This is a genomic window from Corynebacterium qintianiae (genome assembly GCF_011038645.2).
Lineage (GTDB): Bacteria > Actinomycetota > Actinomycetes > Mycobacteriales > Mycobacteriaceae > Corynebacterium > Corynebacterium qintianiae.
The window spans coordinates 1,328,178-1,353,095 of the sequence record NZ_CP064955.1 but is presented as its reverse complement, the minus strand read 5'-3'; the positions used below and the strand labels follow the sequence as shown (position 1 = coordinate 1,353,095).

General features: G+C 64.7%; 25 protein-coding genes. 20 read left to right on the top strand and 5 right to left on the bottom strand.

Annotation, left to right across the window (positions count from 1 at the left end; all coding sequences use genetic code 11):
• The first annotated feature begins 1 nt into the window (after position 1).
• From G7Y29_RS06670 to G7Y29_RS06655, 4 genes are read left to right on the top strand one after another with little or no spacing between them, the layout of a single operon-like run.
• The gene (locus G7Y29_RS06670; RefSeq protein WP_165002526.1) at positions 2-967 is read left to right on the top strand and encodes a DHH family phosphoesterase; all 966 of its coding nucleotides are present in this window, start codon (positions 2-4) and stop codon (positions 965-967) included.
• On the top strand, positions 967-2,283 hold the full coding sequence (locus G7Y29_RS06665) for an MATE family efflux transporter (protein WP_165002525.1): 1,317 nt from the start codon (positions 967-969) through the stop codon (positions 2,281-2,283). The genes G7Y29_RS06670 and G7Y29_RS06665 overlap by 1 nt, the downstream gene beginning before the upstream one ends.
• Positions 2,284-2,294: 11 nt before the next feature.
• The gene (locus G7Y29_RS06660) at positions 2,295-3,113 is read left to right on the top strand and encodes a metallophosphoesterase family protein (RefSeq protein WP_165002524.1); all 819 of its coding nucleotides are present in this window, start codon (positions 2,295-2,297) and stop codon (positions 3,111-3,113) included.
• On the top strand, positions 3,113-3,769 hold the full coding sequence (locus G7Y29_RS06655) for a 4'-phosphopantetheinyl transferase family protein (protein ID WP_165002523.1): 657 nt from the start codon (positions 3,113-3,115) through the stop codon (positions 3,767-3,769). Before G7Y29_RS06660 ends, G7Y29_RS06655 begins: the two co-directional genes overlap by 1 nt.
• 2 nt (positions 3,770-3,771) lie before the next feature.
• Here G7Y29_RS06655 and truB read toward each other — a convergent pair whose 3' ends face one another.
• A complete protein-coding gene (gene truB / locus G7Y29_RS06650; protein ID WP_165002522.1) occupies positions 3,772-4,674 on the bottom strand; it encodes a tRNA pseudouridine(55) synthase TruB in 903 nt (300 codons plus the stop codon).
• 30 nt (positions 4,675-4,704) lie between these two features.
• Between truB and G7Y29_RS06645 the strand changes: the two genes are divergently transcribed.
• From G7Y29_RS06645 to G7Y29_RS06630, 4 genes are all read left to right on the top strand, one after another.
• Positions 4,705-5,688, top strand: a complete 984-nt coding sequence (locus G7Y29_RS06645) for a bifunctional riboflavin kinase/FAD synthetase (RefSeq protein ID WP_165002521.1) — start codon at positions 4,705-4,707, stop codon at positions 5,686-5,688.
• 3 nt (positions 5,689-5,691) lie between these two features.
• Entirely contained in the window at positions 5,692-6,654 is a 963-nt protein-coding gene (locus G7Y29_RS06640) for a nucleoside hydrolase (protein WP_165002520.1), read from the top strand.
• Positions 6,655-6,785: 131 nt separating this feature from the next.
• Positions 6,786-7,055, top strand: coding sequence for a 30S ribosomal protein S15 (rpsO, locus tag G7Y29_RS06635; RefSeq protein ID WP_165002519.1), 270 nt, complete (start codon positions 6,786-6,788; stop codon positions 7,053-7,055).
• A gap of 197 nt (positions 7,056-7,252) precedes the next feature.
• The gene (locus tag G7Y29_RS06630; RefSeq protein ID WP_165002518.1) at positions 7,253-9,517 is read left to right on the top strand and encodes a polyribonucleotide nucleotidyltransferase; all 2,265 of its coding nucleotides are present in this window, start codon (positions 7,253-7,255) and stop codon (positions 9,515-9,517) included.
• Positions 9,518-9,588: 71 nt separating this feature from the next.
• On the opposite strand, the gene G7Y29_RS06625 is transcribed toward G7Y29_RS06630, so the two are convergent.
• The gene (locus G7Y29_RS06625; protein ID WP_165002517.1) at positions 9,589-10,248 is read right to left on the bottom strand and encodes an AMIN-like domain-containing (lipo)protein; all 660 of its coding nucleotides are present in this window, start codon (positions 10,246-10,248) and stop codon (positions 9,589-9,591) included.
• Positions 10,249-10,386: 138 nt separating this feature from the next.
• Between G7Y29_RS06625 and dapB the strand changes: the two genes are divergently transcribed.
• The 11 genes from dapB to G7Y29_RS06570 all read left to right on the top strand — a co-directional run bounded on the left by dapB (position 10,387) and on the right by G7Y29_RS06570 (position 22,570).
• Positions 10,387-11,133, top strand: coding sequence for a 4-hydroxy-tetrahydrodipicolinate reductase (gene dapB, locus G7Y29_RS06620; RefSeq protein ID WP_165002516.1), 747 nt, complete (start codon positions 10,387-10,389; stop codon positions 11,131-11,133).
• Positions 11,134-11,886: an FAD-dependent thymidylate synthase gene (thyX, locus tag G7Y29_RS06615; RefSeq protein ID WP_165002515.1), complete on the top strand. Its 753-nt coding sequence runs from the start codon at positions 11,134-11,136 to the stop codon at positions 11,884-11,886.
• A 58-nt stretch (positions 11,887-11,944) separates the two neighbouring features.
• Positions 11,945-12,853, top strand: a complete 909-nt coding sequence (gene dapA / locus G7Y29_RS06610; RefSeq protein ID WP_165002514.1) for a 4-hydroxy-tetrahydrodipicolinate synthase — start codon at positions 11,945-11,947, stop codon at positions 12,851-12,853.
• Positions 12,854-12,855: 2 nt separating this feature from the next.
• Complete coding sequence (locus G7Y29_RS06605) at positions 12,856-14,958, top strand: ribonuclease J (RefSeq protein ID WP_165002513.1); 2,103 nt, start codon at positions 12,856-12,858, stop codon at positions 14,956-14,958.
• Between the two features lie 67 nt (positions 14,959-15,025).
• Entirely contained in the window at positions 15,026-15,652 is a 627-nt protein-coding gene (locus G7Y29_RS06600) for a TIGR03085 family metal-binding protein (protein WP_249399714.1), read from the top strand.
• 84 nt (positions 15,653-15,736) lie between these two features.
• Entirely contained in the window at positions 15,737-18,778 is a 3,042-nt protein-coding gene (locus G7Y29_RS06595) for a DNA translocase FtsK (RefSeq protein WP_165002511.1), read from the top strand.
• Between the two features lie 183 nt (positions 18,779-18,961).
• Entirely contained in the window at positions 18,962-20,134 is a 1,173-nt protein-coding gene (locus G7Y29_RS06590; protein ID WP_165002772.1) for a TerC family protein, read from the top strand.
• Positions 20,135-20,148: 14 nt separating this feature from the next.
• Positions 20,149-20,691, top strand: coding sequence for a CDP-diacylglycerol--glycerol-3-phosphate 3-phosphatidyltransferase (pgsA, locus tag G7Y29_RS06585; RefSeq protein ID WP_165002510.1), 543 nt, complete (start codon positions 20,149-20,151; stop codon positions 20,689-20,691).
• The gene (locus G7Y29_RS06580) at positions 20,684-21,235 is read left to right on the top strand and encodes a CinA family protein (protein ID WP_165002509.1); all 552 of its coding nucleotides are present in this window, start codon (positions 20,684-20,686) and stop codon (positions 21,233-21,235) included. The genes pgsA and G7Y29_RS06580 overlap by 8 nt, the downstream gene beginning before the upstream one ends.
• Positions 21,236-21,258: 23 nt before the next feature.
• On the top strand, positions 21,259-21,627 hold the full coding sequence (locus G7Y29_RS06575) for a helix-turn-helix domain-containing protein (protein ID WP_165002508.1): 369 nt from the start codon (positions 21,259-21,261) through the stop codon (positions 21,625-21,627).
• Between the two features lie 85 nt (positions 21,628-21,712).
• On the top strand, positions 21,713-22,570 hold the full coding sequence (locus G7Y29_RS06570; RefSeq protein WP_165002507.1) for a PspA/IM30 family protein: 858 nt from the start codon (positions 21,713-21,715) through the stop codon (positions 22,568-22,570).
• A 6-nt stretch (positions 22,571-22,576) separates the two neighbouring features.
• Here G7Y29_RS06570 and G7Y29_RS06565 read toward each other — a convergent pair whose 3' ends face one another.
• Genes G7Y29_RS06565 through G7Y29_RS06555 form a run of 3 tightly spaced genes read right to left on the bottom strand, consistent with a single transcriptional unit; the run spans position 22,577 to position 24,468 of the window.
• The gene (locus tag G7Y29_RS06565; protein ID WP_196820129.1) at positions 22,577-23,191 is read right to left on the bottom strand and encodes an energy-coupling factor transporter transmembrane component T family protein; all 615 of its coding nucleotides are present in this window, start codon (positions 23,189-23,191) and stop codon (positions 22,577-22,579) included.
• Positions 23,188-23,877, bottom strand: a complete 690-nt coding sequence (locus G7Y29_RS06560; protein WP_165002506.1) for an energy-coupling factor ABC transporter ATP-binding protein — start codon at positions 23,875-23,877, stop codon at positions 23,188-23,190. Before G7Y29_RS06560 ends, G7Y29_RS06565 begins: the two co-directional genes overlap by 4 nt.
• 3 nt (positions 23,878-23,880) lie before the next feature.
• A complete protein-coding gene (locus G7Y29_RS06555; RefSeq protein WP_165002505.1) occupies positions 23,881-24,468 on the bottom strand; it encodes a biotin transporter BioY in 588 nt (195 codons plus the stop codon).
• Positions 24,469-24,545: 77 nt separating this feature from the next.
• Here G7Y29_RS06555 and G7Y29_RS06550 point away from each other — a divergent pair, with 77 nt between their 5' ends.
• Positions 24,546-24,761 (top strand): DUF3046 domain-containing protein, encoded by a 216-nt coding sequence (locus tag G7Y29_RS06550; RefSeq protein WP_165002504.1) that lies wholly within the window; start codon positions 24,546-24,548, stop codon positions 24,759-24,761.
• The last annotated feature ends 157 nt before the right edge of the window (positions 24,762-24,918 follow it).

The window sequence follows — 24,918 nt, the reverse complement described above, 5'->3', positions numbered from 1 at the left end:
CATGCCGCAGCTGTTTCCCGGCCTGGAGGAAGAGTTCCGCGAAGTCGCACGACTGCTTGTCGACGCCCCGTCGGTCGCCGTGGTGGCCCACATCAAGCCCGACGCGGACGCTGTGGGTTCCGCGTGCGCGCTGACTGCCGGCCTGCGCCAGCTGGGGGTACAGGCCCGTGCCTATATCGGGCAGGACTTCCCGCACCCGGAAAACCTTGCGTCGGTGCCGCTGGTGGACGAGATCACGTACACGTGCGAACCTCCCGCAGAGGCGCTCATTGTCACGGTCGATTGTGCGTCCCCGGACCGGACCGGCGCCTTCGACGAGGCAATCATAGAGGACCCGGAGCGAGTGGTCGTCATCGACCACCACGCGTCCAACCCGCGTTTCGGCGCGACCAATCTGGTGGTCGCCTCCGAGTCCACTACCGCGATGATCCGGGAGCTGCTGACCCACATGGGTGTGGAGCTGGACCGGGACATCGCGTATTGCCTCTATGCGGGTCTGGTGACGGACACCGGCAACTTCCGGTGGGGAACACCGAGGATGCACCAAATCGCCGCCGAGCTGATGTCGTTCGGGCTCAACACTCGGCAAATCGCGATGGATTTGATGGACGCGATGACCCCGGCGGATATGCGCGATGTCGGGCTCGTGCTCGCGGGGATGGAGGCGTTCGAGTCGGCGGGGACGACCGTGACGGTATTCACTGTGGACGCGCAGTTGATCGAGTCCATGAGCCAGACGGCGGTGGAATGCATCATCGACTACGCCCGCAGCGTGCAGGGTAGCGACATCGGCGTGGTGCTCAAGCAGCACGGCCCGCGGTACTGGAACGTGTCGCTGCGTTCGGCTTCCGCGGATGTCTCGCGCGTCGCCGCGCGTCTTGGCGGTGGCGGGCATGTGCCTGCCGCCGGCTACTCGGCGCGGGGATCGCGGGAAGAGGTTGTCAGCGACCTGCTCAGCGCCCTGTGATGTCTGCGGCGGAGACTGTTACCCCGCGGCGGGTTCTGGGGCTGGCTCTGCCAGCCCTGGGTGTGCTGGCCGCGAATCCGCTGTATCTCCTGCTGGACACCGCCGTAGTGGGCAGGCTGGGTACCGCGGAGCTTGCGGCGCTGGCAGCTGGCACCGCGGTGCAATCGACGGTGACGGTTCAGCTGACGTTTTTGTCCTACGGCACGACAGCCCGCGCGGCGCGGCTCTTCGGAGCAGGCAAGCGCGGCGACGCCGTCGCTGAGGGCGTGCAGGCCACGTGGGTTGCGGTTGCCGTTGGCCTGCTGCTGGCCGCCGTGATCTGGATTTTCGCGGAACCGGTCGCTCTCTTTCTCACCAACAATGCCGCCACCGCCGCCGCTTCGGCCACGTGGATGCACGTTGCGGCGATCTCCATCCCCCTCACGCTGATCATCATGGCCGGCAACGGCTGGCTGCGCGGCGTGCAGAACACCCGCCTGCCGTTCTTTCTGACCTTGTGCGGCCTCGTTCCCGGGGCGGTGCTTCTGCCGTCGTTGGTCAACCGCTTCGGACTCGTCGGCTCGGCGTGGGCGAACGTGCTCGGCATCGGCATCACCGCGGCGCTTTTTCTGGTGGCTCACGCGCGCGAGCATAGAAGGCACCGTGGTTCGTGGGCCCCGCGCTGGGGTGTGATCCGCAGCCAGCTTGGCATGGGCCGCGATCTTATCCTGCGCTCCATGTCGTTCCAGATCTCGATGCTGGCCGCGGCCGCGGTTGCCGGCCGTTTTGGCGTCGCCGCGCTGGCCGCGCACCAGATTCTCCTGCAGCTATGGAATTTTCTGACGCTCGTGCTGGATTCGCTGGCTATCGCGGCGCAGACCCTGACCGGATCCGCGCTGGGTAGGGGAGAGGTGAGCCAGGCCCGCCGCGTCGGTGAACTGGCGACGCGTTATTGCCTGATGTTCGCGGGTGTTCTCGCCCTGGTATTCGCGGTTGCGGGGCCCTTTATCTGGTCGATTTTTACCCGCGACGGTGCTGTGCTGGGACAGCTGAGCGTGCCGTGGTGGATGCTTGTGGCCATGATTGTCCTGGGCGGGGTCGTGTTCGCTCTCGACGGCGCGCTGCTCGGCGCGGGCGATGTGACGTTCCTGCGCACGCTGACCATCGCTTCCGTGCTGGGCGTCTTCTTCCCAGTAACGCTCATGGCCCAAACGTTCGGGTGGGGACTGCCGGGCGTGTGGGCGGGTCTGACGGCGTCGATTGTGATCCGCCTGGCTGGCGTGGTTGTTCGATTCCGTTCGATGAAGTGGGCAGTGACGGGCGGGGCCGTGTGGTAGAACATGGAGCCATGACAACAACGACCACGACGCTGTGGGCCGTTTCCGACCTTCATGCTGCGGTGAAGGCCAACGGCGTGCGCATCAGCGAGATCCAGCCGGCGGACCCGTCGGACTGGCTCATCGTCGCGGGCGATGTTGCGGAGAAGCTGGAGGTGGTCGTGAGTGTCATGCGGAACCTGGCGGAGCGCTTCGACACGGTGATCTGGGTTCCCGGCAACCACGAGCTGTTCTCGCGCTCGGCGGACCGCTACCGCGGCCGCGAGAAGTACACGGCGCTTGTACACGCCCTGCGCGAGATCGGGGTGATCACCCCGGAAGACACCTACCCCGTGTTCGGCGGCGTCACCATCGCGCCACTCTTCACCCTCTACGACTACTCATTCCGCGGCCCCAACCTCTCCGTGGAGGAGGCGGTGGCGGCTGCGCGCGAGAAGAACATCATGATGACGGACGAGTTTGCCATTGCTCCGTTCGTGGACATTCGCGCGTGGTGCTGGGACCGGCTCGCTTACACAACCCGCCGCCTGTCCCGCATCCAGGGCCCGACCGTTCTGATTAACCACTGGCCCCTGGTGCAGGAGCCGGTGTCCAAGCTGCGGTGGTCCGAGGTCGGGCTGTGGTGCGGGACCCGGCACACCCGCTCGTGGGCGAAGCGCTACGATGCGAGAGCGGTAATCTACGGCCACTTGCACATGCCCGGAATCACCCGGGTGGAGGGCATCGATCACATCGAGGTCTCCCTCGGGTACCCGCGGGAGTGGCAGGCAGGCCCTTCCCGTGGCGCGCCCGTGCCGTGGCCCTACCCGGTGATGGAGGTGACTAACTGATGATGGACCTGGATTTGTTCCCGGCGTCCGCACGGTTCGTCTACCTGCGCACCGATGAGGCGGACGACCTGACTAACTATTGGGAGCTGCACCCGGAGGAGCAGGGGCTCGTCAGTCACGCCGTCGACAAGAGAAAGGGTGAGTTCGGCGACGCGCGCTGGTGCGCGCACCAGGCGCTGACCGAGCTGGGGGTGCCGCCCGGTGAAGCGATACTTAAGGGCGACAGCGGGATGCCTCTCTGGCCGGAAAAGTACACGGGCTCGCTCACGCATACCGACGGATTGCGGGCGGCTGTCGCGGCGCCCAAGACGCACGTTTCGTCCATGGGCATTGATGCGGAGCCGGCGCAACCGCTTCCGGAGGGTGTTATCGACCAGATCGCGCGCGCGCCGGAGCGCCACCGCTTCGACCGCATGAAGGCAGATGGCGACGAATGGGCGGGAAGGCTGCTGTTTTGCGCGAAGGAAGCCACGTACAAGTGCTGGTTTCCCATGACGCGGCGCTGGCTCGGCTTCGAGGACGCGGAAATCGACATCCGCCCAGACGGCACATTCATCGCCTACATCCTGGCCCGGCCCACGCCAGTGCCGTTCTTCGAAGGGCGCTGGGTCGTGCGCAACGGCTTCGTCATCGCCTCCGCTTTCGTGGAGGTGTGAATCTAGAGGGTGGACGGGCGCGCGACGAAGACCGTCGACAAGCGCTTGCCCTGCTCCTTGACTAGGGCGACGGCCCTGCCGTCGGGCCCGATCGCGGCATGGACGCCCTTGAGACCACGTGGCTCGAGCCATTTGCCTAACGCGAGCGCCGTGTATTCCTCGGCGGTGACGTCGAGGACCGGCCAACCGCGGGCGAGCGCCTCATCGAGGGTGAGCGAGAGCGTGGCGTTGGTTTCCAGGCTGGCCAGGGGGGTGGCGTCGTCCAGCGTGAACGCTCCGACGGCCTCTCGGCGCAGCGCGGTGAGGTGGCCACCGACCCCGAGCGCGGCGCCGAGGTCGCGCGCGAGAGAGCGGATGTAAGTGCCCTTCGAGCAGTGCACGCGCGCGTCGACATCAATGAAGGTTGCTTCGCGACGCACCGCCGACACGTCGAAGGAGTACACCGTCACCGGGCGGGCCGGAATGTCCACCTCCTCACCCGCGCGGACCAGCTCGTGGGCGCGCCGCCCGCCGATCTTGATTGCCGACACGCTAGAAGGCACTTGCGAGATGTCACCCGTGAGTTCGGCGATACGAGCGAGGATCTCCTCGTCGCTCAGGTGCGAAGCATCCGTTTCACTGACGATCTCGCCCTCGGCGTCGTCGGTGGAGGTCGCCTGGCCCAGCCGAATGGTCGTCGCATACACCTTGTCCTCCGCGACGAGGTGGGCGAGCAGTTTCGTACCCCGCTCGATGCCGGCGACGAGGACACCGGTGGCCATCGGGTCGAGCGTGCCCGCGTGGCCGACCTTGCGGGTGCCGAAGAAGCGCCGCAAACGGGCAACGACGTCGTGGCTCGTCATGCCGGCGGGCTTGTCCACCACGACGATTCCGGAGGCTGCGAGCGGGTCAGGGGCAAAACTCATAGTGGAACAGTATGCCGTAGTCTATCCAGCGTGGATATTTTGCGCGGTCTGCAGCAGGTGCCGGACACCCTGGAGGAGTCGGTTGTCACCATCGGCGTCTTCGACGGCGTCCACCGCGGACACCAGCTGCTTATCGACGCCGCCGTGCGCCGCGCCCGCTCCCTCGACGTGCCCTGCGTGGTCATGACCTTCGAACCGCACCCCGTCGCAGTCTTCGCGCCCGAGCGCGCGCCCAAGGCGTTGATCCCGTTTGAGGAGCGGGCCCGAATCATTGCATCGCAGGGCGTTGACTACCTACTCGTCATCGACTTCCGCGCCGAGCTCGCCGGCCAGAGCCCGGAGCAGTACGTACGCGACGTGCTCGCGGGTCAGCTCGGCGCCCGAGCTGTGGTGGTGGGGGAGAACTTCACGTTCGGCAAGGACGCCGCCGGCACCGCGGCCACCATGCGCGAGCTGGGCGAGCGCTACGGTTTCGAGGTGGTCATCGTCCCGCTGCTGAACGACGCCGGAGTGCGGGTCTGCTCGACTGCCATCCGCGACGAGCTGAGCCGGGGCAACATTTCTGTGGCGTCTGACTATTTGGGCAGGGAGTTCTCCGTCACGGCCGTGATCGAACGCGGTGCTGGCCGCGGCGGGCGCGAGCTGGGCTACCCCACCACGAACCAATACGTCGACGAGGTTTCCGCGCTGCCCGCCGACGGCGTCTACGCCGGCTGGCTCACCATCGTCGACGGGGCCGACAAAGGGCCGATCAACGGTGACATGGAACCCGGAAAGCGCTACCCGGCCGCCATCTCTGTGGGCACCAACCCCACGTTCGGGGATGCACGCCGCAGCGTGGAGTCCTTCATCCTCGACCGCGACGCAGACCTCTACGGGCGCACCGCCCGTGTCGAGTTCGTGGGCAAGGTCCGCGACATGGTGAAGTTCAATTCCGTCGACGAACTCCTGGACAACATGGCCCGCGACGTCGACACCACCCGCGGGATTCTCGCAACTAATTCTGAAAGGTAGACAATGGCTAAGAAAATCATCCTGGACCTGGACACCGGTATCGACGACGCCCTCGCTCTGGCGTACGCGCTCGGCTCCGAGGAGCTCGACCTCATCGGCGTGACCGGCACCTACGGCAACGTTGTAGTGGAGACGGGCGTGCGCAACGCCCTAGCCATCCTCGAGCTGTTCGGGCGTGACGACGTCCCGGTGTTCGCCGGACCCGGCCACGCGCGCACCCGCGACTCGTTCGAGGTGCTGGAGATCTCCGCGTTCATCCATGGCGACAACGGAATCGGTGGAGCGGTGCTCGACGAGCCGGTGACGAAGGTGCAGGAGAAGTCGGCCGTTGATTTCCTCGTTGAGTCCGTGGAGAAGTACGGCGACGACCTCGTCATCGTTCCCACCGGCCCGTCGACGACGATCGCGGCGGCCATTGAGGCGTCGGCAAGCTTCGCGCACCGCGCACACATCGTCATGATGGGCGGGGCACTGACCGTGCCGGGCAACGTCTCGCCGTGGGCCGAGGCCAACGTGAACCAGGATCCGGAGGCGACCGACCTGTTGTTCCGCCGTGCCGCCGACGTGACCATGATCGGTCTCGACGTCACCCTGCAGACGCTTCTGACGTACGCCGAGACGGCCAAGTGGCGCGAACTCGGCACGCGCGGCGGCGACTTCCTCGCCGAAGCCACCGACTACTACATCAAGGCCTACGACACAACGGCGCCCCATCTCGGCGGATGCGGCCTGCACGACCCGCTGGCCGTTGGCGTCGCTGTCGACCCGAGCCTGGTCACGCTGCTGGACATCAACATGAAAACCGATACCGAGGGTGAGACCCGCGGCCGAACCATCGGTGACGAAACTCGCCTCAACGACCCGGTCAAGACCGCGCACGTCGCCGTCGCAGTGGACACCGCGCGCTTCCTCGAGCAGTTCATGCGCCGCCTGACCACGCTCGCCGCGGCGACACCGAAGCGATAATTTGGGCTGGTGAGTCGGCTCCGCTAGACTCAACCTCCGGCTTCGAGCACGTTTTGACTGCGGTCCGCGGCAGTCGCTTTGGCCCTTACTTTTGCGGACTGAAACAACCACGGAAAACCAAGGAGTACCTCATGGCACTGACCACTGAGAAGAAGAGCGAAATCCTCAAGAACTACGGCCTGCACGAGACCGACACCGGTTCTCCCGAGGCCCAGGTCGCACTGCTGACCGAGCGCATTAACTCGCTCACCGAGCACCTGAAGTTTCACAAGCACGACCACCACTCCCGCCGCGGCCTCCTCCTGCTCGTCGGCCGCCGCCGTGGTCTGCTGAAGTACCTGCGCGAGAACAACGTCGAGCGCTACCGCGAGCTCATCGCGCGCCTCGGCCTTCGCCGCTAGAACTTTCTGTGACAACCGCCCCTCCGCTCCACGCGGGTGGGGCGGTTTTTGTGTGTACGTTGACCCCCGCTGCGAGTGGTGACACTGCGCGCCTAGTAAAACTCGGGCCGCCTGGTAGAATGAGTCAGCGTTGCACAGAGAACAGCTAGACGGCGGCACCGACGATCGCCGGATACACCCCAGGAAAGGGATCTTTTTTGAGCAAGCACACCCCCAAGAACTCGTTCGACCTCCACGTGGATGAGGATTTCGGAATCACCGAGGCCAGCGTCGTCCTGGACAACGGCGATTTCGGTACCCGCACCGTCCGTTTCGAAACGGGCCAGCTCGCACGCCAGGCCGGTGGCTCGGTGACCACGTACCTCGACGAGGACACGATGCTGCTGGCCACCACCACGGCGTCTAAGAACCCACGCGAAGGGTTCGACTTCTTCCCGCTGACCGTGGACGTGGAAGAGCGCATGTACGCTGCGGGCAAGATTCCGGGCTCCTTTTTCCGTCGCGAGGGCCGGCCCTCCACCGAGGCAATCTTGGCCTGCCGCTTGATCGACCGCCCGCTGCGCCCCACCTTTGTCAAGGGCCTGCGCAACGAGGTTCAGGTCGTTATCACCGTTCTGAGCATGAACCCTGCGGAATACTACGACGTTGTCGCCATTAACGGTGCTTCCGCCGCGACCCAGCTGTCGGGCCTCCCGGTCTCCGGTGCCGTCGGTGGCGTGCGAATGGCGCTCATCTCTGACGACAAGCACGCTGACGGTCAGTGGGTCGCGTTCCCCAACCACGAGCAGCATGAGCGCGCCGTTTTCGAAATGGTTGTCGCCGGCCGCATCGTCGGCGACGATGTCGCGATCATGATGGTCGAGGCCGGGGCCGGGGCAGACGTCGTCAAGCTTGTTCAGGGTGGGGCGCCCGCGCCGACCGAATCCGTGGTGGCCGAGGGCATTGAGGCCGCCAAACCCTTCATCAAGACCTTGTGCGAGGCGCAGGCGGCGCTGGCGGCTGAGGCCGCAAGGGAGACTCAGGAGTTCCCGCTCTTCCCCGCCTACTCGGACAAGGTGTTCAACGCGGTGCAGAAGAAGGCCGCGAAGAAGCTCGCGACGTTGTTGACCATCAAGGGCAAGCATGACCGCGATGACGCGACCAACGCCTACATGGAGGAGATCGAGGAAGAGCTCCTGGACAAGTTCGATATCGACGAGGATGACCGCGAGGAGTCCGCGGCCGTCTCGAAGGAGATCCGTGCAGCTTACAACGCGGTGATGAAATCCATCGTGCGCGAGAAGATCCTCACCGAGGGCTTCCGAATCGATGGCCGCGGGGTTACCGCGATCCGCGACCTCGAGGTTGAGGTCGAGCTCATCCCGCGCGCCCACGGCTCCGCACTGTTCGAGCGCGGTGAAACGCAGATCCTCGGCGTGACGACGCTAGACATGCTGAAGATGGAGCAAACCCTGGACTCCCTGCACCCGGAGACCTCCAAGCGCTACATCCACCACTACAACTTCCCGCCCTACTCCACTGGTGAGACCGGCCGAGTTGGTTCGCCGAAGCGCCGCGAGATCGGCCACGGCGCACTCGCCGAGCGCGCGCTCGTGCCCGTGATTCCCTCGCGCGACGAGTTTCCGTACACCATTCGCCAGGTTTCCGAGGCGCTGGGTTCCAACGGCTCCACCTCCATGGGCTCCGTGTGCGCGTCGACGCTGTCGCTCTACAACGCAGGTGTGCCGCTCGCTGCGCCGGTTGCCGGTATCGCAATGGGCCTGGTTTCCGGAGAAGTCGATGGCGAGACGAAGTACGTCGCGCTGACCGACATCCTCGGCGCCGAGGACGCGTTCGGCGACATGGACTTCAAGGTTGCTGGTACCCCGGGCTTCATCACCGCCCTGCAGCTGGACACCAAGCTGGACGGCATTCCTTCTGAGGTTCTCGCGTCGGCCCTCGACCAGGCCCGCGATGCCCGCGAGGCGATTCTGGAGACCATGAACGAGGTCATCGACGGCCCGGACGAGATGAACACCCTTGCCCCCAAGATCACCGCAATCACCGTGCCGGTGTCCAAGATCGGTGAGGTCATCGGCCCGAAGGGCAAGATGATCAACTCGATCACGGAGGAGACCGGAGCTGAGATCTCGATCGAGGATGACGGTACGATCTATGTCTCCGCCGCCACCGGCGAGTCGGCTGACGCTGCTATCGACAAGATCAACGGCATCGCCAACCCGCAGATGCCGAAGGTGGGGGAGCGTTACCTGGGCACGGTGGTCAAGACCGTCGCGTTCGGCGCGTTTGTGTCCATCATCCCGGGCACCGACGGGCTTGTGCACATCTCCAAGCTGGGCGGCTCGCAACGCATTGAAAACGTCGAGGACGTGGTCAACGTCGGAGAGAAGATCGAGGTCGAGATCGCGGACATCGACAACCGCGGCAAGATTTCGCTCGTGCCGGTCGAAGAGAACGATTAGATCGCGGAGAAGAAGACCCCAGCGTGAAAACTGCGCCTAATCCCGGCGCGCATCACGCTGAGGTCTTCGCGTTACTTCTGAAAGTCAACAACCACTCGGGCCGGGTTTTCTAGCACGTGAAGGTTGTACGGGCGCTCTTTGTCCAGTCCTATGATGTACTGTGCGTCGGCCTCGAATACCCCGCCATGGGTCACGCCCTGAATGTTGCCTGCGGCGAGATTCATCGGCCCGACTTTGACTAGCGCGTCGTCGGGGTTGATCAGGCCCATGGGCGTGCCCTGGATCACCACTTCGAGGTAAGCGTTGCCGTTGACGTCGATGGGGTAGCCGGAGGCCTGCTGCATGGGCTCGGGGTTGTAGCCTGCGACGTAGCCGGGGGTTCCGGTGCCGTCGAACTCGAAGACGACGCGGTCGAAGCCGTCATGGGAGCCGACGCGAACATCGGAGATGACGAGCTCGGTGCCCTGGTCCGGGTACGCTTGCGCGCGTCCGGTGCTGAACGGCCCGACCGGGGTGGTCTCCTCGTTGGCGGACAGCGCCTGTGCGGTGGGCACCGCGGTGCTTGTTGTGGCGGGAGCGGTGCTGGTCAGCGTGGACGTTCCGGCGACCGTCGCTTGCTTCGTCTCAGGAGCACCTGCGGAATCGGAGTCACTAGGCGCGCCGGTGCACGCGCCGAGCGACAAGGCCGTTACCAGAGTTACAGGAAGAAAGTACCGTGACTGAAGTTTCATACTTCAAACATAACCCGCGCACAAGACCCGAGGCGGGTGCGGGGAGGGATCGTGAACGAATCGTAACCGTGTCGACCATCAGCCAGGCGGTGGGGATAAAGTGGCCGTGGAAGCAGCACGTCTACGAAGGAGTCACACATGGGCATCAAAGTCGGAGTTCTGGGAGCGAAGGGCCGCGTGGGTTCCGCCGTCATTGCGGGGGTCAACGCGTCCGCTGACCTCGAGCTCGTGGCGGAGATCGACCAAAACGACAGCCTCAGCACCTTGACTGAGAAGGGCGCGGAAGTCATCGTCGACTTCACCACTCCCGCCGCCGTGATGGGCAATCTGGAATACTGCATCGCGCACGGGATTCACTGTGTCGTTGGCACGACCGGTTTCGACGACGCCCGCTACAACCAGGTCCGCGAGTGGCTCACAGCAACCGAGAACGTCGGCGTTCTCATCGCCCCCAACTTCGCCATCTCCGCGGTGCTCACGATGGCGTTCGCCCGCCAGGCTGCACCGTTCTTTGAGTCTGCGGAAGTAGTGGAATACCACCACCCGAACAAGCTGGACGCCCCCTCGGGAACCGCGATTAAGACAGCCCAAGGCATCGCCGAAGCGCGGCGGGAGGCGGGCATGGGCGCCGTACCTGACGCGACCGACCAGGCCCTCGACGGCGCGCGGGGCGCGGACGTCGACGGTGTGAACGTCCACGCGGTGCGCATGACTGGAATGGTCGCGCACGAGGAGGTCATCTTCGGCACAACGGACCAGTCGTTGACCATCCGCCAGGACTCGTACGGCCGCGATTCCTTCGTGCCGGGTGTGCTCACCGGTGTGCGCCAGGTAGCCGACCACCCCGGCCTGACTGTCGGGCTGGACAAGTACCTGGGGCTGTAAATGGCAGTGGAGAGTTCGCTCGACGTCCAGCTCATCGCGGCGAGCCAGTTCGCCGTCCCGCCGGGTGTGGACTGGGTTCCGGACGCGGGTGCCACGGACGCCGAAGCGATTGTGGAGTTTGCGGGCCGCGCCTGTTACGAAACGTTCGACCGTCCGAACCCGCATACCGCAACGAATAAGGCGTACCTGCACCACATCATTGACGTCGGACACGACGCACTGCTCGAGCACGCCACCGCCACCGTCTACATCCGCGGACTGTCCCGTGCCGCGGGTAATGAGCTACTGCGCCACCGGAACTTCTCTTTCTCGCAGTTAAGCCAGCGTTTCGTACATGAGGGTTCGAGCGAGGTTGTCCTACCCGCTCTCATTGCGGAGGACGAGGAGCTGCGCCGCATATTCCTGCGCGCCGCGGACGAGACGCGTTTCATTTACGACGAGCTCTTGCGCGCGCTCGAGGAGAACCTAGCTGGCGAGCCGAACTCCTTGCTGCGACGCAAGAAGGCGCGACAGGCGGCCCGCGCGGTTCTGCCCAACGCGACCGAAACCCGCTTCGTGGTCACCGGCAATTACCGCGCGTGGCGCCAGTTCATCGCCGCCCGCGCGTCGGAGCACGCCGATGTCGAGATCCGCTCGCTGGCCGTCACCTGTCTCGAGCTGTTGCGCGACAACGCGCCCACTCTTTTCGACGACTTTTTGATCAGTGAGCTGTCCGACGGGACGAAAATGGCAACCAGCCCGTACGTGTCGTAGGCGATCGGCGGCGTGCTGTTGGCGCAGTTAGCGCACCCAGCGGGTACTCTGTATTGCCATGGGCATTTCGATGAAAGCTAACACCGGTACGGATATTTTCGGCACCGTCGGCGTAGCAATGGTCACGCCGTTTGATTCCGACGGTGAGCTCGACCTAGACGCCGGGCGAACGTTGGCTGCCCACCTCGTAGACAACGGAATCGATTCGCTCATCCTCGCCGGCACAACGGGGGAGTCGCCGACGACGACCCCGGAAGAGAAGATCGCTCTGCTCAAAGCGGTCAAGGAGGAAGTCGGTGACCGTGCGAAGCTGATCGCCGGTGCGGGGTCCTACGACACTCGGAAGTCCATTCGGCTGGCTACGCTCTCTGCCGAGGCAGGGGCGGACGGCCTTCTTGTGGTCACGCCGTACTACTCCAAGCCCTCTCAGACCGGGTTGCTCGCTCATTTCACGGCCGTGGCTAATTCCACGGACCTGCCGATCTGCCTGTACGACATTCCGGGCCGCTCCGGCATCCCGATTGAGGGTGACACGATCAGGGAACTTGCGAAGCTCCCGACGGTAAAGGCCCTGAAGGACGCTAAGGCGAACTTCTTCGAGGCGGGCCCCCTAATTCAGGAAACTGGGCTGGCCTGGTATTCTGGCGACGATCCGCTCAACGTGCCGTGGCTGTCGATTGGAGCCACCGGTGTGATCTCCGTGGTGGGACACGCCGCGCCGCAGTTGCTGCGAGAACTTATTACAAGCTTCGAGGAAGGCGACCTCGCCCGTGCGCGGGAAATCAACGCCAACACCATCGCAGTGCTGGCTCGCCAGCAGGCAATTCTCGGTGGTGCGACATTTGCAAAGGAAGCCCTGCGCCTGCAGGGCATTGACGTCGGGGATCCCCGTCTGCCCGTGGTCGGAGCGACCGTGGAGCAGGTGGAGGATCTCCGCGCGGACATGGAAAAGGCTGGAGTCCTCTAAGTATGAACGAACCCCGCAATCGCGCCCGTAAGGTGACCCGCAAGGCCGGGCCCCCGGAGCCAGCCGATCAGCAGCCGGTGTTCCAGGCTCCCGAGCAGGGGAGCGCGGCGAACGGCAACTCTGACTCGCCCGACTCGCATGACTCGGGCCATGGCTCGAACCGCGAGACAAGCGCCGACAACCGCGGTGGCCAGAACAACGGCAACCGTGACGGAAACAACGGTGGAAGCAACGGAGGCGGCCGCAACCGCCGTCGTGGCCGCGGCCGCGGTGGCAACGGTGGTAATGGCGGTGGCCAGAACAACGGCGACAATCGCGGAGGCAACAACCGCCGCAACCCGATGAAGGGCATGCAGGGCGCAGATCTGACCAAGCGCCTGCCGTCCCCGCCGCAGGCCCCGCAGAACGGGCTGCGCATCTATGCCCTGGGCGGCATCTCCGAGATCGGTCGTAACATGACCGTGTTCGAGTACAACGGCCGCCTGCTCGTCGTCGATTGTGGTGTGCTCTTCCCGAACTCCGGTGAGCCGGGCGTCGATCTCGTCCTGCCTGACTTCGGACCGATCGAGAACAAGCTGGACAAGATCGAAGCCCTCGTTGTCACCCACGGCCATGAAGACCACATCGGTGCGATCCCGTGGCTTCTCAAGTTGCGCCCGGACATCCCGATCTATTCGTCGCGCTTCACCAATGCGCTGATCGCGGCCAAGACGAAGGAACACCGCCAGCGTCCGAAGCTCAACGAGGTGAACAAGAACTCCGAGCTCACCCTCGGCCCGTTCCGCGTGCGCTTCTGGCACGTGGGCCACTCCATCCCGGAGTGCCTTGGCGTGTCCATCAAGACCGGTGCCGGTCACGTCGTGATGACGGGCGACATCAAGCTCGACCAGACGCCTTACGACGGCCAGCCAACCGACCTGCCGGCGCTGTCGCGCTTCGGTGACGAGGGCATCGACCTGTTCATGTGCGACTCCACCAACGCAACAGTCCCGGGTATTTCGTCCTCGGAGAAGGGTATTGAGGAGAACCTGACCCGTCTCGTGCAGGGTGCCAAGCAGCGCGTGATTATCTCCTCGTTCGCCTCGAATGTTGCACGCGTTCAGATGGCAGTTAACGCGGCCGTCGCCAACGGGCGCAAGGTGGCCTTCAACGGCCGATCCATGATCCGCAACATGGAGATCGCGGAGAAGATGAGCCTGCTCCGCGCGCCCAAGGGCACGATCATCCCGATCGAGGAAGCCGCGAAGATGGCCCCGCACAAGGTCGTGCTCATCACCACGGGTACCCAGGGTGAGCCGATGGCGGCTCTGTCGCGCATGTCGCGGCGCGAACACCGCCAGATCACGGTGCGCGACGGCGACCTCATTATCCTGTCGTCCTCGCTTATCCCGGGTAACGAGGAGGCCGTGTTCGCGGTGATCAACAACCTCGCGCAGATCGGCGCGACAGTGATCACCAACAGCGACGCGCACGTCCACGCTTCGGGCCACGGTTATGCCGGTGAGCTTCTCTTCCTTTACAACGCCGCCCGCCCGAAGGGTGCCATGCCGGTGCACGGAGAGTGGCGTCACATGCGCGCCAACAAGGAGCTCGCCATCTCCACCGGCGTGAAGCCGGAAAACACCGCGCTCGCCCAGAACGGTGTCGTGGTGGACATGGTCAACGGCAAGATCAACGTCGTTGGCCAGTACCAGGTCGGGCAGCTCTACGTCGACGGTGAGACCATGGGCGATGTCGACCCGGACGTGCTCGCCGACCGAACGAGCCTGGCATCCGGTGGCGTCGTGTCCATCACCTGTGTGATCGACGATCGCACCGGTCGCCTCCTGGAAACCCCGCGCGTGTCCACCACGGGCTTCTCCGATGACGACCGGGACTTCAACAAGAAGGTCGCTGAGGGAGTCGAGAACGTGATGAACGATCTCGCCGCTCAGGGAGAGAACGACCCGTACCGCATGGTGCAGCAGCTGCGCCGCCACGTGTCCCGGGCGATTGAGCAGAAGTACAAGCGCGAGCCCGTCATCCTCCCGACCGTTGTTCCGATGGCCGCGGACAACATGCCTATTGACGACGATGTCGTCGAGGCGTCCCGCGAGTCGCTTTAAGGTGAAACGCTAGCGCGCCGCCACAGGCGCAAAACACGAGGTAGGCCCCAGCGCTATGCTGGGGCCTATGTCATTTGCGAAGCAAGAACGCGAGCGTCTCGCGAACCTTTTCCTCGACCTCGGCCCCGATGCCCCCACGCTGTGCGAGGGCTGGAACACCCGCGACCTCGCCATCCACCTCTACATCCGCGAGAACCAGCCGCACAAGGCCGGCGGCATGTTCGTCTCCGCTCTGGAGCCGATCCTGGAGAAGGAAACCAAGCGGCAGCTCGAGCGCCCGTTTGAGGATGTTGTCCGCGCGTGGGCCGCGGGACCCCCTCCACTCATCGCGCCAATTGACGGCCTGATGAACACCGCCGAGTACTTCGTGCACCACGAGGACGTGCGGCGGGGTGACGGTGTGCCGCGCCCGCGCGATTTCAGCGCGGCGGTGAACAAGAATCTCCTGGCGCTGGCGAAGCGCTTCGGGGCGTTGATGATGCGCGCGTCCGAGACTCCCGTCATCCTCACGCCCCCGTCGCTGCCGCCGGTGACGATCGGCGGCAAGCGCAAGGTCGCGGAGCGCGGTGATGATGTGATCCGAGTCAAGGGCGATCCGGGGGAGCTTTTATTGTGGGTGATGGGCCGCAATGCGGTCGAGGTTGAGCTGGACGGCGACCCCGAGAAAGTTGCTGCGCTAAAAGTAAAGTTTTAGAGCTTTACTTACATAGCACGAAAACCCGCCGTACCCGGTGTGGCGTATGTGGGATATGTGGCCAACGGTACTACTGTTGCTTGCATGTCTGTCACGAACTCACCCCGCTCGTCCGCGCGCCCGCAGACCGGTCCCCGTGGACGAGGTCGGAGCGCGCGGACGTCGACAAGCTACGGGGCCTCCATGACGCACCCGGCGACATCGACGAACCTCGCCGCGGATACCAGCGGTGAGCGTGTGGGTTCTGCGTACAGGGCCGTCGGCGGATCGATTAGCGCGGCAGCGCGGGGTGTGGGTTCGGTGTTCGGGAAACTCGGTCGCGGATTGCGCAGCAATGACGACGACGGCGATATAGACGATTTGTTCAACGGTGACGCCGAGGAGCAGGAAGAACGGCGCCCGCGGCGTCGTTCCCGCGCGCCGAAAAATGGTGCAAATGAGGAAGCGCGCGACGATGAGAAAGGCGGTAGCAACCGGGTGGAGCATGCAGACCGAAAGGACCGGGCCGACGCCGTGGGCCTGGTTCTCATCGGCTTGGCCGCTGTCATCGGCGCGTCCGTGTGGTTCGACATTGCCGGGCCGGTCGGCCACCTCATCGCCCAGGCTGTCCACTGGGTCATTGGCGCGGGCGCGCTCATTCTTCCCGTGGCTCTCGTCGCTGTCGCGGTTGCGCTCATGCTGGACACCCGCGCCGATAACGCCATTCGCGCCCGGGTGAGCGTCGGCATCGCGATCATCGCCGTCGCCATGCTCGGCCTCGTGCACGTCTTCGCGGGCAACCCGGCCGATTGGGAAGGGCGGCGCATCGCAGGCGGCGCCGTCGGGGCGCTGCTCGGCGGGACGCTCGCCGCGGGATTCTCGTCGTTCGTAGCCGTGCCCCTGCTTGCGCTCGTGATCATCTACGGTGCGCTCAAGACCACCGGGGTCACCGTACGCCAGGCTTTCGACCTGGTGAAGGCGTCGCTCTCCTCGGCGAGGGACAACCTGCACACGCCGGACCCGGATGGGGACGACGACCCTTACGGCCATGTCGATGAAGATCTAGATGATATCGCTGAGGGCCGCGAGCGCACCCGGCGCCGCGCCCGCTCGGCTGCCGCGGCCGAGGTCGCCCACCGGCCGCGACGGCGCACGCCACTGGACAACTACCCGGCCGATGAATCCACTCGTCAACTCCCGCGCGTGAGCGCGCTCGGTGCCAATCTGCTCGACGACGCCGACACGCAAGCGGAACGTGATTCCGAAGACGTGCCGGGGGAGTCGAAACCGGAGCCTACCCACACCCGTGTGCTGCCGCGGAAGAAGCGCAAACCGGAGCCGAAACCCGCTCAGGAGCCGGAGCTAGATTCCGAGTCGGGGTCCGCCGAGACACCTGAGCAGCCGCAGGACGACGCCATCGCGCAGTCCCGGGAGGCGATGCGCGCCGCGATCGTCGCGCGCTCGGGTATCGACGCCGCCGCCATCCCCGCATCCACCCCGAAGTCGGAACTGGAAAAGGAAACGGCCCCGGCGGTGCCGGCAAAGCGCGTGCCGGAGGGTGAAACCGACTACATCTTGCCGTCCACGGATTTGCTCGTGGCCGGATCAGCGCCGAAGACGCGCACCGAGGCGAACGACCGCATGATCGAGGCAATCACCGACGTGTTCGAGGAGTTCCGCGTCGACGCGCAGGTGACGGGTTTTTCCCGCGGCCCCACTGTGACGCGCTACGAGGTCGAGCTCGGCCCGGGCGTGAAAGTCTCCAAGATCACCAACCTGCAGTCCAACCTGGCGTACGCGGCGGCGACCGACAACGTCCGCCTGCTCACCCCTATTCCGGGCAAGTCGCTCGTGGGCATTGAGGTGCCGAACCAGGACCGCGAGATGGTGAGGCTGCGCGACGTCCTCGACGCTCCGAAGGTCGTGGCCGACCGCGACCCGATGCTCGTCGGCTTGGGCAAGGACATCGAGGGCGAATTCATCGCCTCGAGCGTGCAGAAGATGCCGCACTTACTCGTCGCCGGTTCGACCGGCTCGGGTAAGTCTGCCTTCGTCAACTCCCTGCTCATCTCGCTGCTGACCCGCGCCACCCCGGACGAGGTCCGCCTCATCCTGGTGGACCCGAAGATGGTGGAGCTGACCCCATACGAGGGCATTCCGCACCTGATCACGCCGATTATCACCCAGCCGAAGAAGGCGGCCGCCGCGCTGCAGTGGCTGGTGGAGGAGATGGAGCAGCGCTACATGGACATGAAGTCCTCGCGCGTGCGCCACATCAAGGACTTCAACAGGAAGGTGCGCTCCGGGGAAATTTCCGCGCCTCCCGGTTCGGAGCGCGAGATGCGCCCGTACCCGTTCATCATCTGTGTGGTCGACGAGCTGGCGGATCTGATGATGACCGCCCCGAAGGAGATTGAGGAGTCGATCGTGCGCATCACCCAGAAGGCGCGCGCGGCGGGCATCCATCTGGTGCTGGCCACCCAGCGCCCCTCGGTGGATGTGGTCACTGGCCTGATCAAGACCAACGTGCCGTCGCGCCTCGCGTTCGCCACCTCGTCGTTGACCGACTCGCGCGTCATCCTGGACCAGGCAGGCGCGGAAAAGCTCATCGGCATGGGAGACGGGTTGTTCATCCCGCAGGGCGCGGGCAAGCCGCAGCGCCTGCAGGGCGCCTACGTCACGGACGAGGAAATCCAGGCCGTCGTCGAGGCCGCGAAGTCGCAGGACTCACCGTCGTACGTCGAGGGCGTGACCGAGGACAAGCAGGCCGAGGCGAAGGTCATCGACGACGACATCGGCAAGGACCTCGACGACCTGCTCGAGGCCGTCGAGCTCGTGGTCACCTCCCAACTCGGGTCGACATCGATGCTGCAGCGCAAGCTGCGCATCGGTTTCGCTAAGGCGGGGCGCCTGATGGACTTGATGGAAACACGCGGCGTGGTGGGCCCGTCCGAAGGCTCGAAGGCGCGTGAGGTGCTGGTCAAGCCGGAGGAGCTGGAGACGATCCTGTGGATGATCAAGGGGGCCGATCCTGCGGAGGCGCCCACGGAGGAGCCTTCGCTTGACGACGTCATACCGGACGCGACCGCCGGTGAGGACACCCGTGTGATCAACACCACCTACAATCCGACAGGCGGCGCATTTTAGGGGCTATTCAACTTCGTGTAGGCTGTGGACAGCATTGGAGGGGAGTACCCCGCAATCGCTCTCGATCGTCAACACGGTGCCCGCTTTCTCAAAGGGGCCCCGGTCGGGGCGGCCCACCGTGGGTGGGGGAGACCTCCGGTCACTTGTGTAGGAGTTTTCTGACCGGAGGTATTAATGGAACACATGGGCGTGCCCGCCTCAGTATGGCTGATTACGACGGTTGTTATCGCGGGCTTTTTCATCTTCGACTTCTTTAGCCACGTCAAAGATGCGCATGAACCGTCACTGAAAGAATCGGGCTTTTGGACCGCGTTCTACGTCACCATCGCACTGCTTTTCGGCGGCGTGATCTGGTGGTTGTGGGACGGCGAGCACGCGGCGCAGTACTACACTGGCTACGTCACGGAAAAGGCGCTGAGCGTTGACAACCTGTTTGTTTTCGCGCTGATCATGAGCGCGTTCAAGATCCCGCGCAAGTACCAGCAGAAGGTGCTGCTGCTTGGTATCGTGATCGCGCTGATCATGCGCCTGCTTTTCATCCTGCTTGGCGCGGCCGTGATCGCGGCGTGGTCGGACGTGTTCTACCTCTTCGCCATCTTCCTGATCTGGACGGCTATCAAATTGGCCTACGACGAAGCGACGGACCAGGAAGAAACCGACCCGAACGACATGTTCATTGTCAAAGCGCTGCGCCGTGTCTTCCCGGTGACCAAGTCCTACCACGGTGACAAGCTCGTCTCCGCCACCCAGGCCGGCAAGAAGGCGTTGACTCCGCTGTTCGTTGCGCTTTTGGCGATTGGGTTCGTCGACGTGATGTTCGCGCTCGACTCCATCCCCGCGATCTACGGCATTACCTCGGAGCCGTTCATCGTGTTCACGACCAACGCGTTCGCGCTTCTCGGCCTGCGGCAGATGTACTTCCTGCTCGACGGCCTCCTTGACCGGTTGGTGTACCTGTCCTACGGACTGGCCATCATCCTCGGTTTTATCGGCGTTAAGCTACTCCTGCACGCCCTGCACGAGAACAACCTGCCGTTCATTAACGGCGGCGAGAACGTGACCGTGCCCGAGATTGGGACGTTTACTTCCCTGGCCGTGATTATCGGTGTTCTGGTGGTTACCGTCGTGGCATCACTGGTGAAGAACCGCATTGATATTGCTGCGGGCCGAATCGACCCGGAGGGGCCGAAGTGGCACGTGGATTACGACGACCACGGCAACCGCCGAAAGGTTGACAACCACGGCAACCATCTCGAGTGGATCGATGATCCCGCCACCTCCGGTCGCGGCGATCACACAGCAACCGGTTCGGGCGAGACGGATCACCTCGACGTTTCGCGCGGGGGCCAGAAATAGAAAGGGCGGTTGTCGTGACCCAGCCACAGCAATCCAATTGGAACCTGCCCAACGTGTTGACGTCGGCACGCATCGTGTTTGTGCCCGTGTTCGCGTGGGTCGTTCTCTCGGAGGGCTGGTGGTGGGCGTTCGGCTTGTTCGTGGTGCTGATGGCCACGGACAAGCTCGACGGTGACATCGCGCGGTCCCGCGGTCTTGTCACGGACTTCGGCAAGATCGCCGACCCGATCGCTGACAAGGCGCTGATGATCACCGCGCTGGTCACCCTCAACATCGCATCCACCTTGCCGGTGTGGATCACGGTGGTGATCGTGGTCCGCGAGCTCGGCATCACGGTGTGGCGGATGTTCATGCTGCGCCGCGGCAACGTCGTGCCCGCGTCCAAGGGCGGCAAGCTGAAGACGGTTCTCCAGACCCTCGGCGTGGCCCTGTATTTGTGCCCGCTGCCGAGCTGGATGGACCCGGTCTCGCTCGTCGTCATGCTCATCGCGGCCGCCGTCACCGTGGTCACGGGTATTCAGTACATCTTGGATTCGAGGGAGGCCAACCGTGGATAGCGAGTCAAGAACAGCGCGCGAGCTTATCGACGCCCTGCGCACACGCAACCAGACCATCAGCTTCTGCGAGTCCTTGACCGCAGGGCTGGCCGCCGCCACGTTGGCCACCATTCCTGGTGCGTCCGCGGTGCTGCGTGGCGGCCTCGTTGTCTACGCCACCGACCTGAAGCATTCGCTCGCGGGTGTTGCCACCGAGGTGCTGGAGGTGCACGGCGCGGTATCGCCGGTGACCGCGCGCGAGATGGCCCGCGGGGCGCGGCGCGCGTGCGTCTCCGACTGGGCTGTCGCCACCACCGGAGTCGCCGGCCCCGACATGCAGGACGGCCACCCGGTGGGCGAGGTCTGGATCGGGTTGTCGGGGCCGAAGTGGACGGCGTCGTCTTCGGCGGCGGAGCTGGTGCCGTCCGAGGCCGGGCGCTACGCCCTGCTCAGCGGGGCCTCGGAGCCGGTGCGTGTGCTTGCGGGTGACCGCGCCCAGATTCGCCAAGCTGCGGTCGAGGCCGCGCTGCGCGGTGCGCTGACCGCGGTGCGGGAACAAAACTGATCGGATAACCGTTAATACATTCGATGGCAACGACAACTCTTCTCCGCGAACATCTCGAGATCCCCGGCCTGACCCGCCTGCCGGAGCGCACCCAGAAAACTGACGTGCGCGAACCGCTGCTGCGCGAGGCACTGGGGATGTCCCTGCGCGCATTCCGCGCCGACAAGAATGTGTCCCTGCGCGAGCTCGCCGCCAAGGCGCGGGTGTCCTCGGGTTACATCTCCGAGCTGGAGCGCGGCCGCAAGGAGGTGTCGTCGGAACTTTTGGCGTCGATATGCGAGGCGCTGGATACCACGGTGGCCGAAGTCCTGCTCGAAGCCGTGGCGAACCTCTCGCTGCAGTCGATTACGGACGAGCTCGAGCACACAGCCCCTTCGGCCGCGGAGTTGTAGCTCGCCGCCGTCGCGATGTCGCGTTTGCGTCTACGATGGATTAGCGATTACTTAGCAACGCTCCCACGAAAGGTTTGACGCCGCCATGGCTAACCCGTTTACCAAGTTCTGGAACTACCTGATGGCTCTGTTCGACAACAAGATCGAGGAGAACGCAGACCCGAAGATCCAGATCGAGCAGGCAATCAACGAGGCGCAGCGCCAGCACCAGGCGCTGTCCCAGCAGGCGGCGGCCGTTATTGGCAACCAGCGCCAGCTTGAGATGCAGCTCAACCGCCGTCTCGAAGAGGTGGAGAAGCTGCAGGCCAACACTCGCCAAGCGCTCCAGCTCGCCGACAAGGCCCGGGGCGAGGGAGATGCGCAGAAGGCGCAGGAGTACGAGAACGCCGCCGAGGCGTTTGCAGCCCAGCTTGTCACCGCCGAGCAGGGCATCGAGGACACGAAGCAGCTGCACGATCAGGCCCTGCAACAGGCCGCTCAGGCGAAGCAGGCCGTGGAGCGCAACGCCGCTCACCTCCAGCAGCAGGTCGCTGAGCGCTCCAAGCTGCTCTCGCAGCTTGAGCAGGCCAAGATGCAGGAAAAGGTCGCCGAGACAATGTCGTCCATGAACGCCATCACCACCGGCACCCCGAACCTGGACCAGGTGCGCGACAAGATCGAGCGCCGCTACGCCAACGCCCTCGGCCAGGCCGAGCTGGCGCAGAACTCCGTGCAGGGTCGCATGGCAGAGGTCGAGCAAGCGGGTATCCAGATGGCCGGCCACGGCCGTCTCGAGCAGATCCGCGCCGAGATGGCAGGCGAGCTCACGTCCGGCCAGAAGCCGGCGATCGAGCAGGGCGAGTCCTCCTCAGCCCCGTCCGCCTCTGATGTCGCAGGCCGGTCCACCAACGTTTCCAGTGACGCAGTCGAAGCACGCATGCGCGAGCTGCGCGGCGAGCGCTAAAGCACGTTAGTCCCCGGCGCCCCGCGCCATCAGTGCCTCGCCCACATTCTGGGCGCGGCGGATACTGCGAATCACCACCGGCGTCCCGAACGCCGCCAAAGAAAGACCCGCACCGCGGGCCTTTCGTGCGTCGAGGACCTCGTTGACCGTCTGAAGCATCAGCGGGATCAGCCGGACGGTCAATGAGATGGCCAGGCTAATGTTTTTTACCGGCAGGCCAAACCGGGCCAGCGGCGCCATATTGCGCTCAAGCGCGGTCATCAGCTGCTCGATGGTGGTGGTGAGCGTGAGCAGGTTTGCGGCGGCCAACGTCGCCAGCAGGCCGAATGTGATCGTCAACGCCTGGGCGGGCCCGTTCTGCCACCACAAGTATGCGCCTAGTAGCGCGACGAGCGGGACAACCGGGGTGAGCTGGCGCACCGCGGTGCCGAAGGGTATCCGGGCGAGAGTGTAGAGAACCGAAACGGCAAATAGTGCTGCGACGGTGTGCCATGGCTGGGTAGGCAGCGCCGTGATGAGGACCGCGAAGACGAGCAAGGCCAGCAGCTTCACGGTCGGCGGGGTGCGGTGTAGAGGGGTATCACCGGGGACGTAGACGCCGAGGGGGACGTAGCTGATCACGGCTGCCCATCCAGCAAGGTGGTGTAGAAGAAGGCGGCGCGGTCCGGGGGGCCGTCGAAAAGCACGCGGCCGTTGTCGAGGCAGAGCACCCGGTCGAAGTCGCGCAACATGTCAAGGTCGTGGGTGACCACGATGAGCTGCTGATCGAGGGTGCTGAGCTCACGGATGATGCGGCGGCGGTTTCGCATGTCGAGCAGGGTGGTGGGCTCGTCGGCGATGACAGTGTCCGGTTGGATGACGAGCACCGCGGCGAGGGCGAGCAGCTGCTTTTCGCCGCCGGATAGGGTGTGCGGGGAGTTGTCGCGTTTCTCGGCGAGGCCGAAGCGCTCCAGGACTTCGTCGACGCGGCGCGCCACCTCGGAACGCGGGAGCTTGAAGCGGCGCAGGGAAAAAGCAATGTCGTCGGCCACGCGAGGCATGACGATCTGTGACTCGGCGTCGGAGAAGACGAAACCCACCCGGCGGCGTACGTGTTTTCCGTCGGTCGCGGGATCGAGGGCGTCGACAAGCACGCGCCCCGTGGAGGGGGTGATCAGCCCGTTGATGAGGCGCACCAGCGTGGATTTGCCCGAGCCGTTCGACCCGATGATGCCGATGCGGCGTTCGGCGAGCTCGAGAGTGAGGGGCTGTAGGACGGTAGTGCCTTCGTAGCTGACGCTGGCGCCGTCGAAGCGGATTGCGGGCACGGGCTAGCGGGCCTCGCGGCGCAGCAGGTCCGGGAAGGCCGTGTGGACGCCGATGGCGATAGCGACCATGATGGCCATCTCGATGGCATCGGTGGGGATGAACGGAAGCTGCGCCGCCGCTGCCGCAGGGACGTCGAGGCCGGCGCGGAGGACCATGCCGGCGGCTCCCAGGAGGTACTGGATGGCGAGGCCGAGGAAGCCCGCAACGATGAAGAGTGCGACCTTGGCACCCTTGGGCTTACCAATAACTCGCGCAGCGATGAAGCCTGCGACGGGCACCGCAATGAGGTAGGAGATGACGTAGCCGACGGTGGGGGAGCTCAGCGCGAAGTAGGTGGTGCGCCCGCCCGCCAGGACCGGGAAAATGAACCCGATGAGGAGGAACAGGGCCGCGACGAAGAAACCGCGCCTGGGTCCGAGCACGAGGGCTGCGAGAATGATCGCGGTGTTCTGCAGCAGGATCGGCACGCCGAGCGCGCCGACGGGGACGGCGACAAACCCGAGGACGATGATCAGGGCGGTGAATACAGCGACGAACGCGATGTCGGAGGTGGTGCTGGACGCCTTCGTGGCGGAGGTTGTGTTTGTCATGGGAAGTACCCTACTTGAACGGTGTTCAAGGGCCGGTATCTCGGTGTCGTTACGGGGCGCCCGTGTACATTGGGCGCATGCGTTTGACGGAGTTTCACCAGCTGGTGGAGGACGAGTTCGGCCCGGCTAACGCGGGTTGGGTCATGGACTCCCAGGTTCTGCCCCCGCATAACCAGACCGCCTCGGAGATGATCGAAAGTGGAGTCGATCCGCGCGTGGCATGGGAAGCGTTGTGCAGAGCGTACGACATTCCCGAAGAGCGCCAGCTTGGAATCGACCGCCCGGGTTTCTGACCTTACGGCGGCGCGTCGCTCGCTTTCGAACATGTTTGCGTGTAGTGTCCGATGGTGTCGAAGCGATGCGTTAGGTTGACGGCAGTTAATTCGGAGCCGGGTGGAACCGAGATACCGGTTGCGAGAGTCTAAGAAGACAACGGCCTAGCAAGATTTA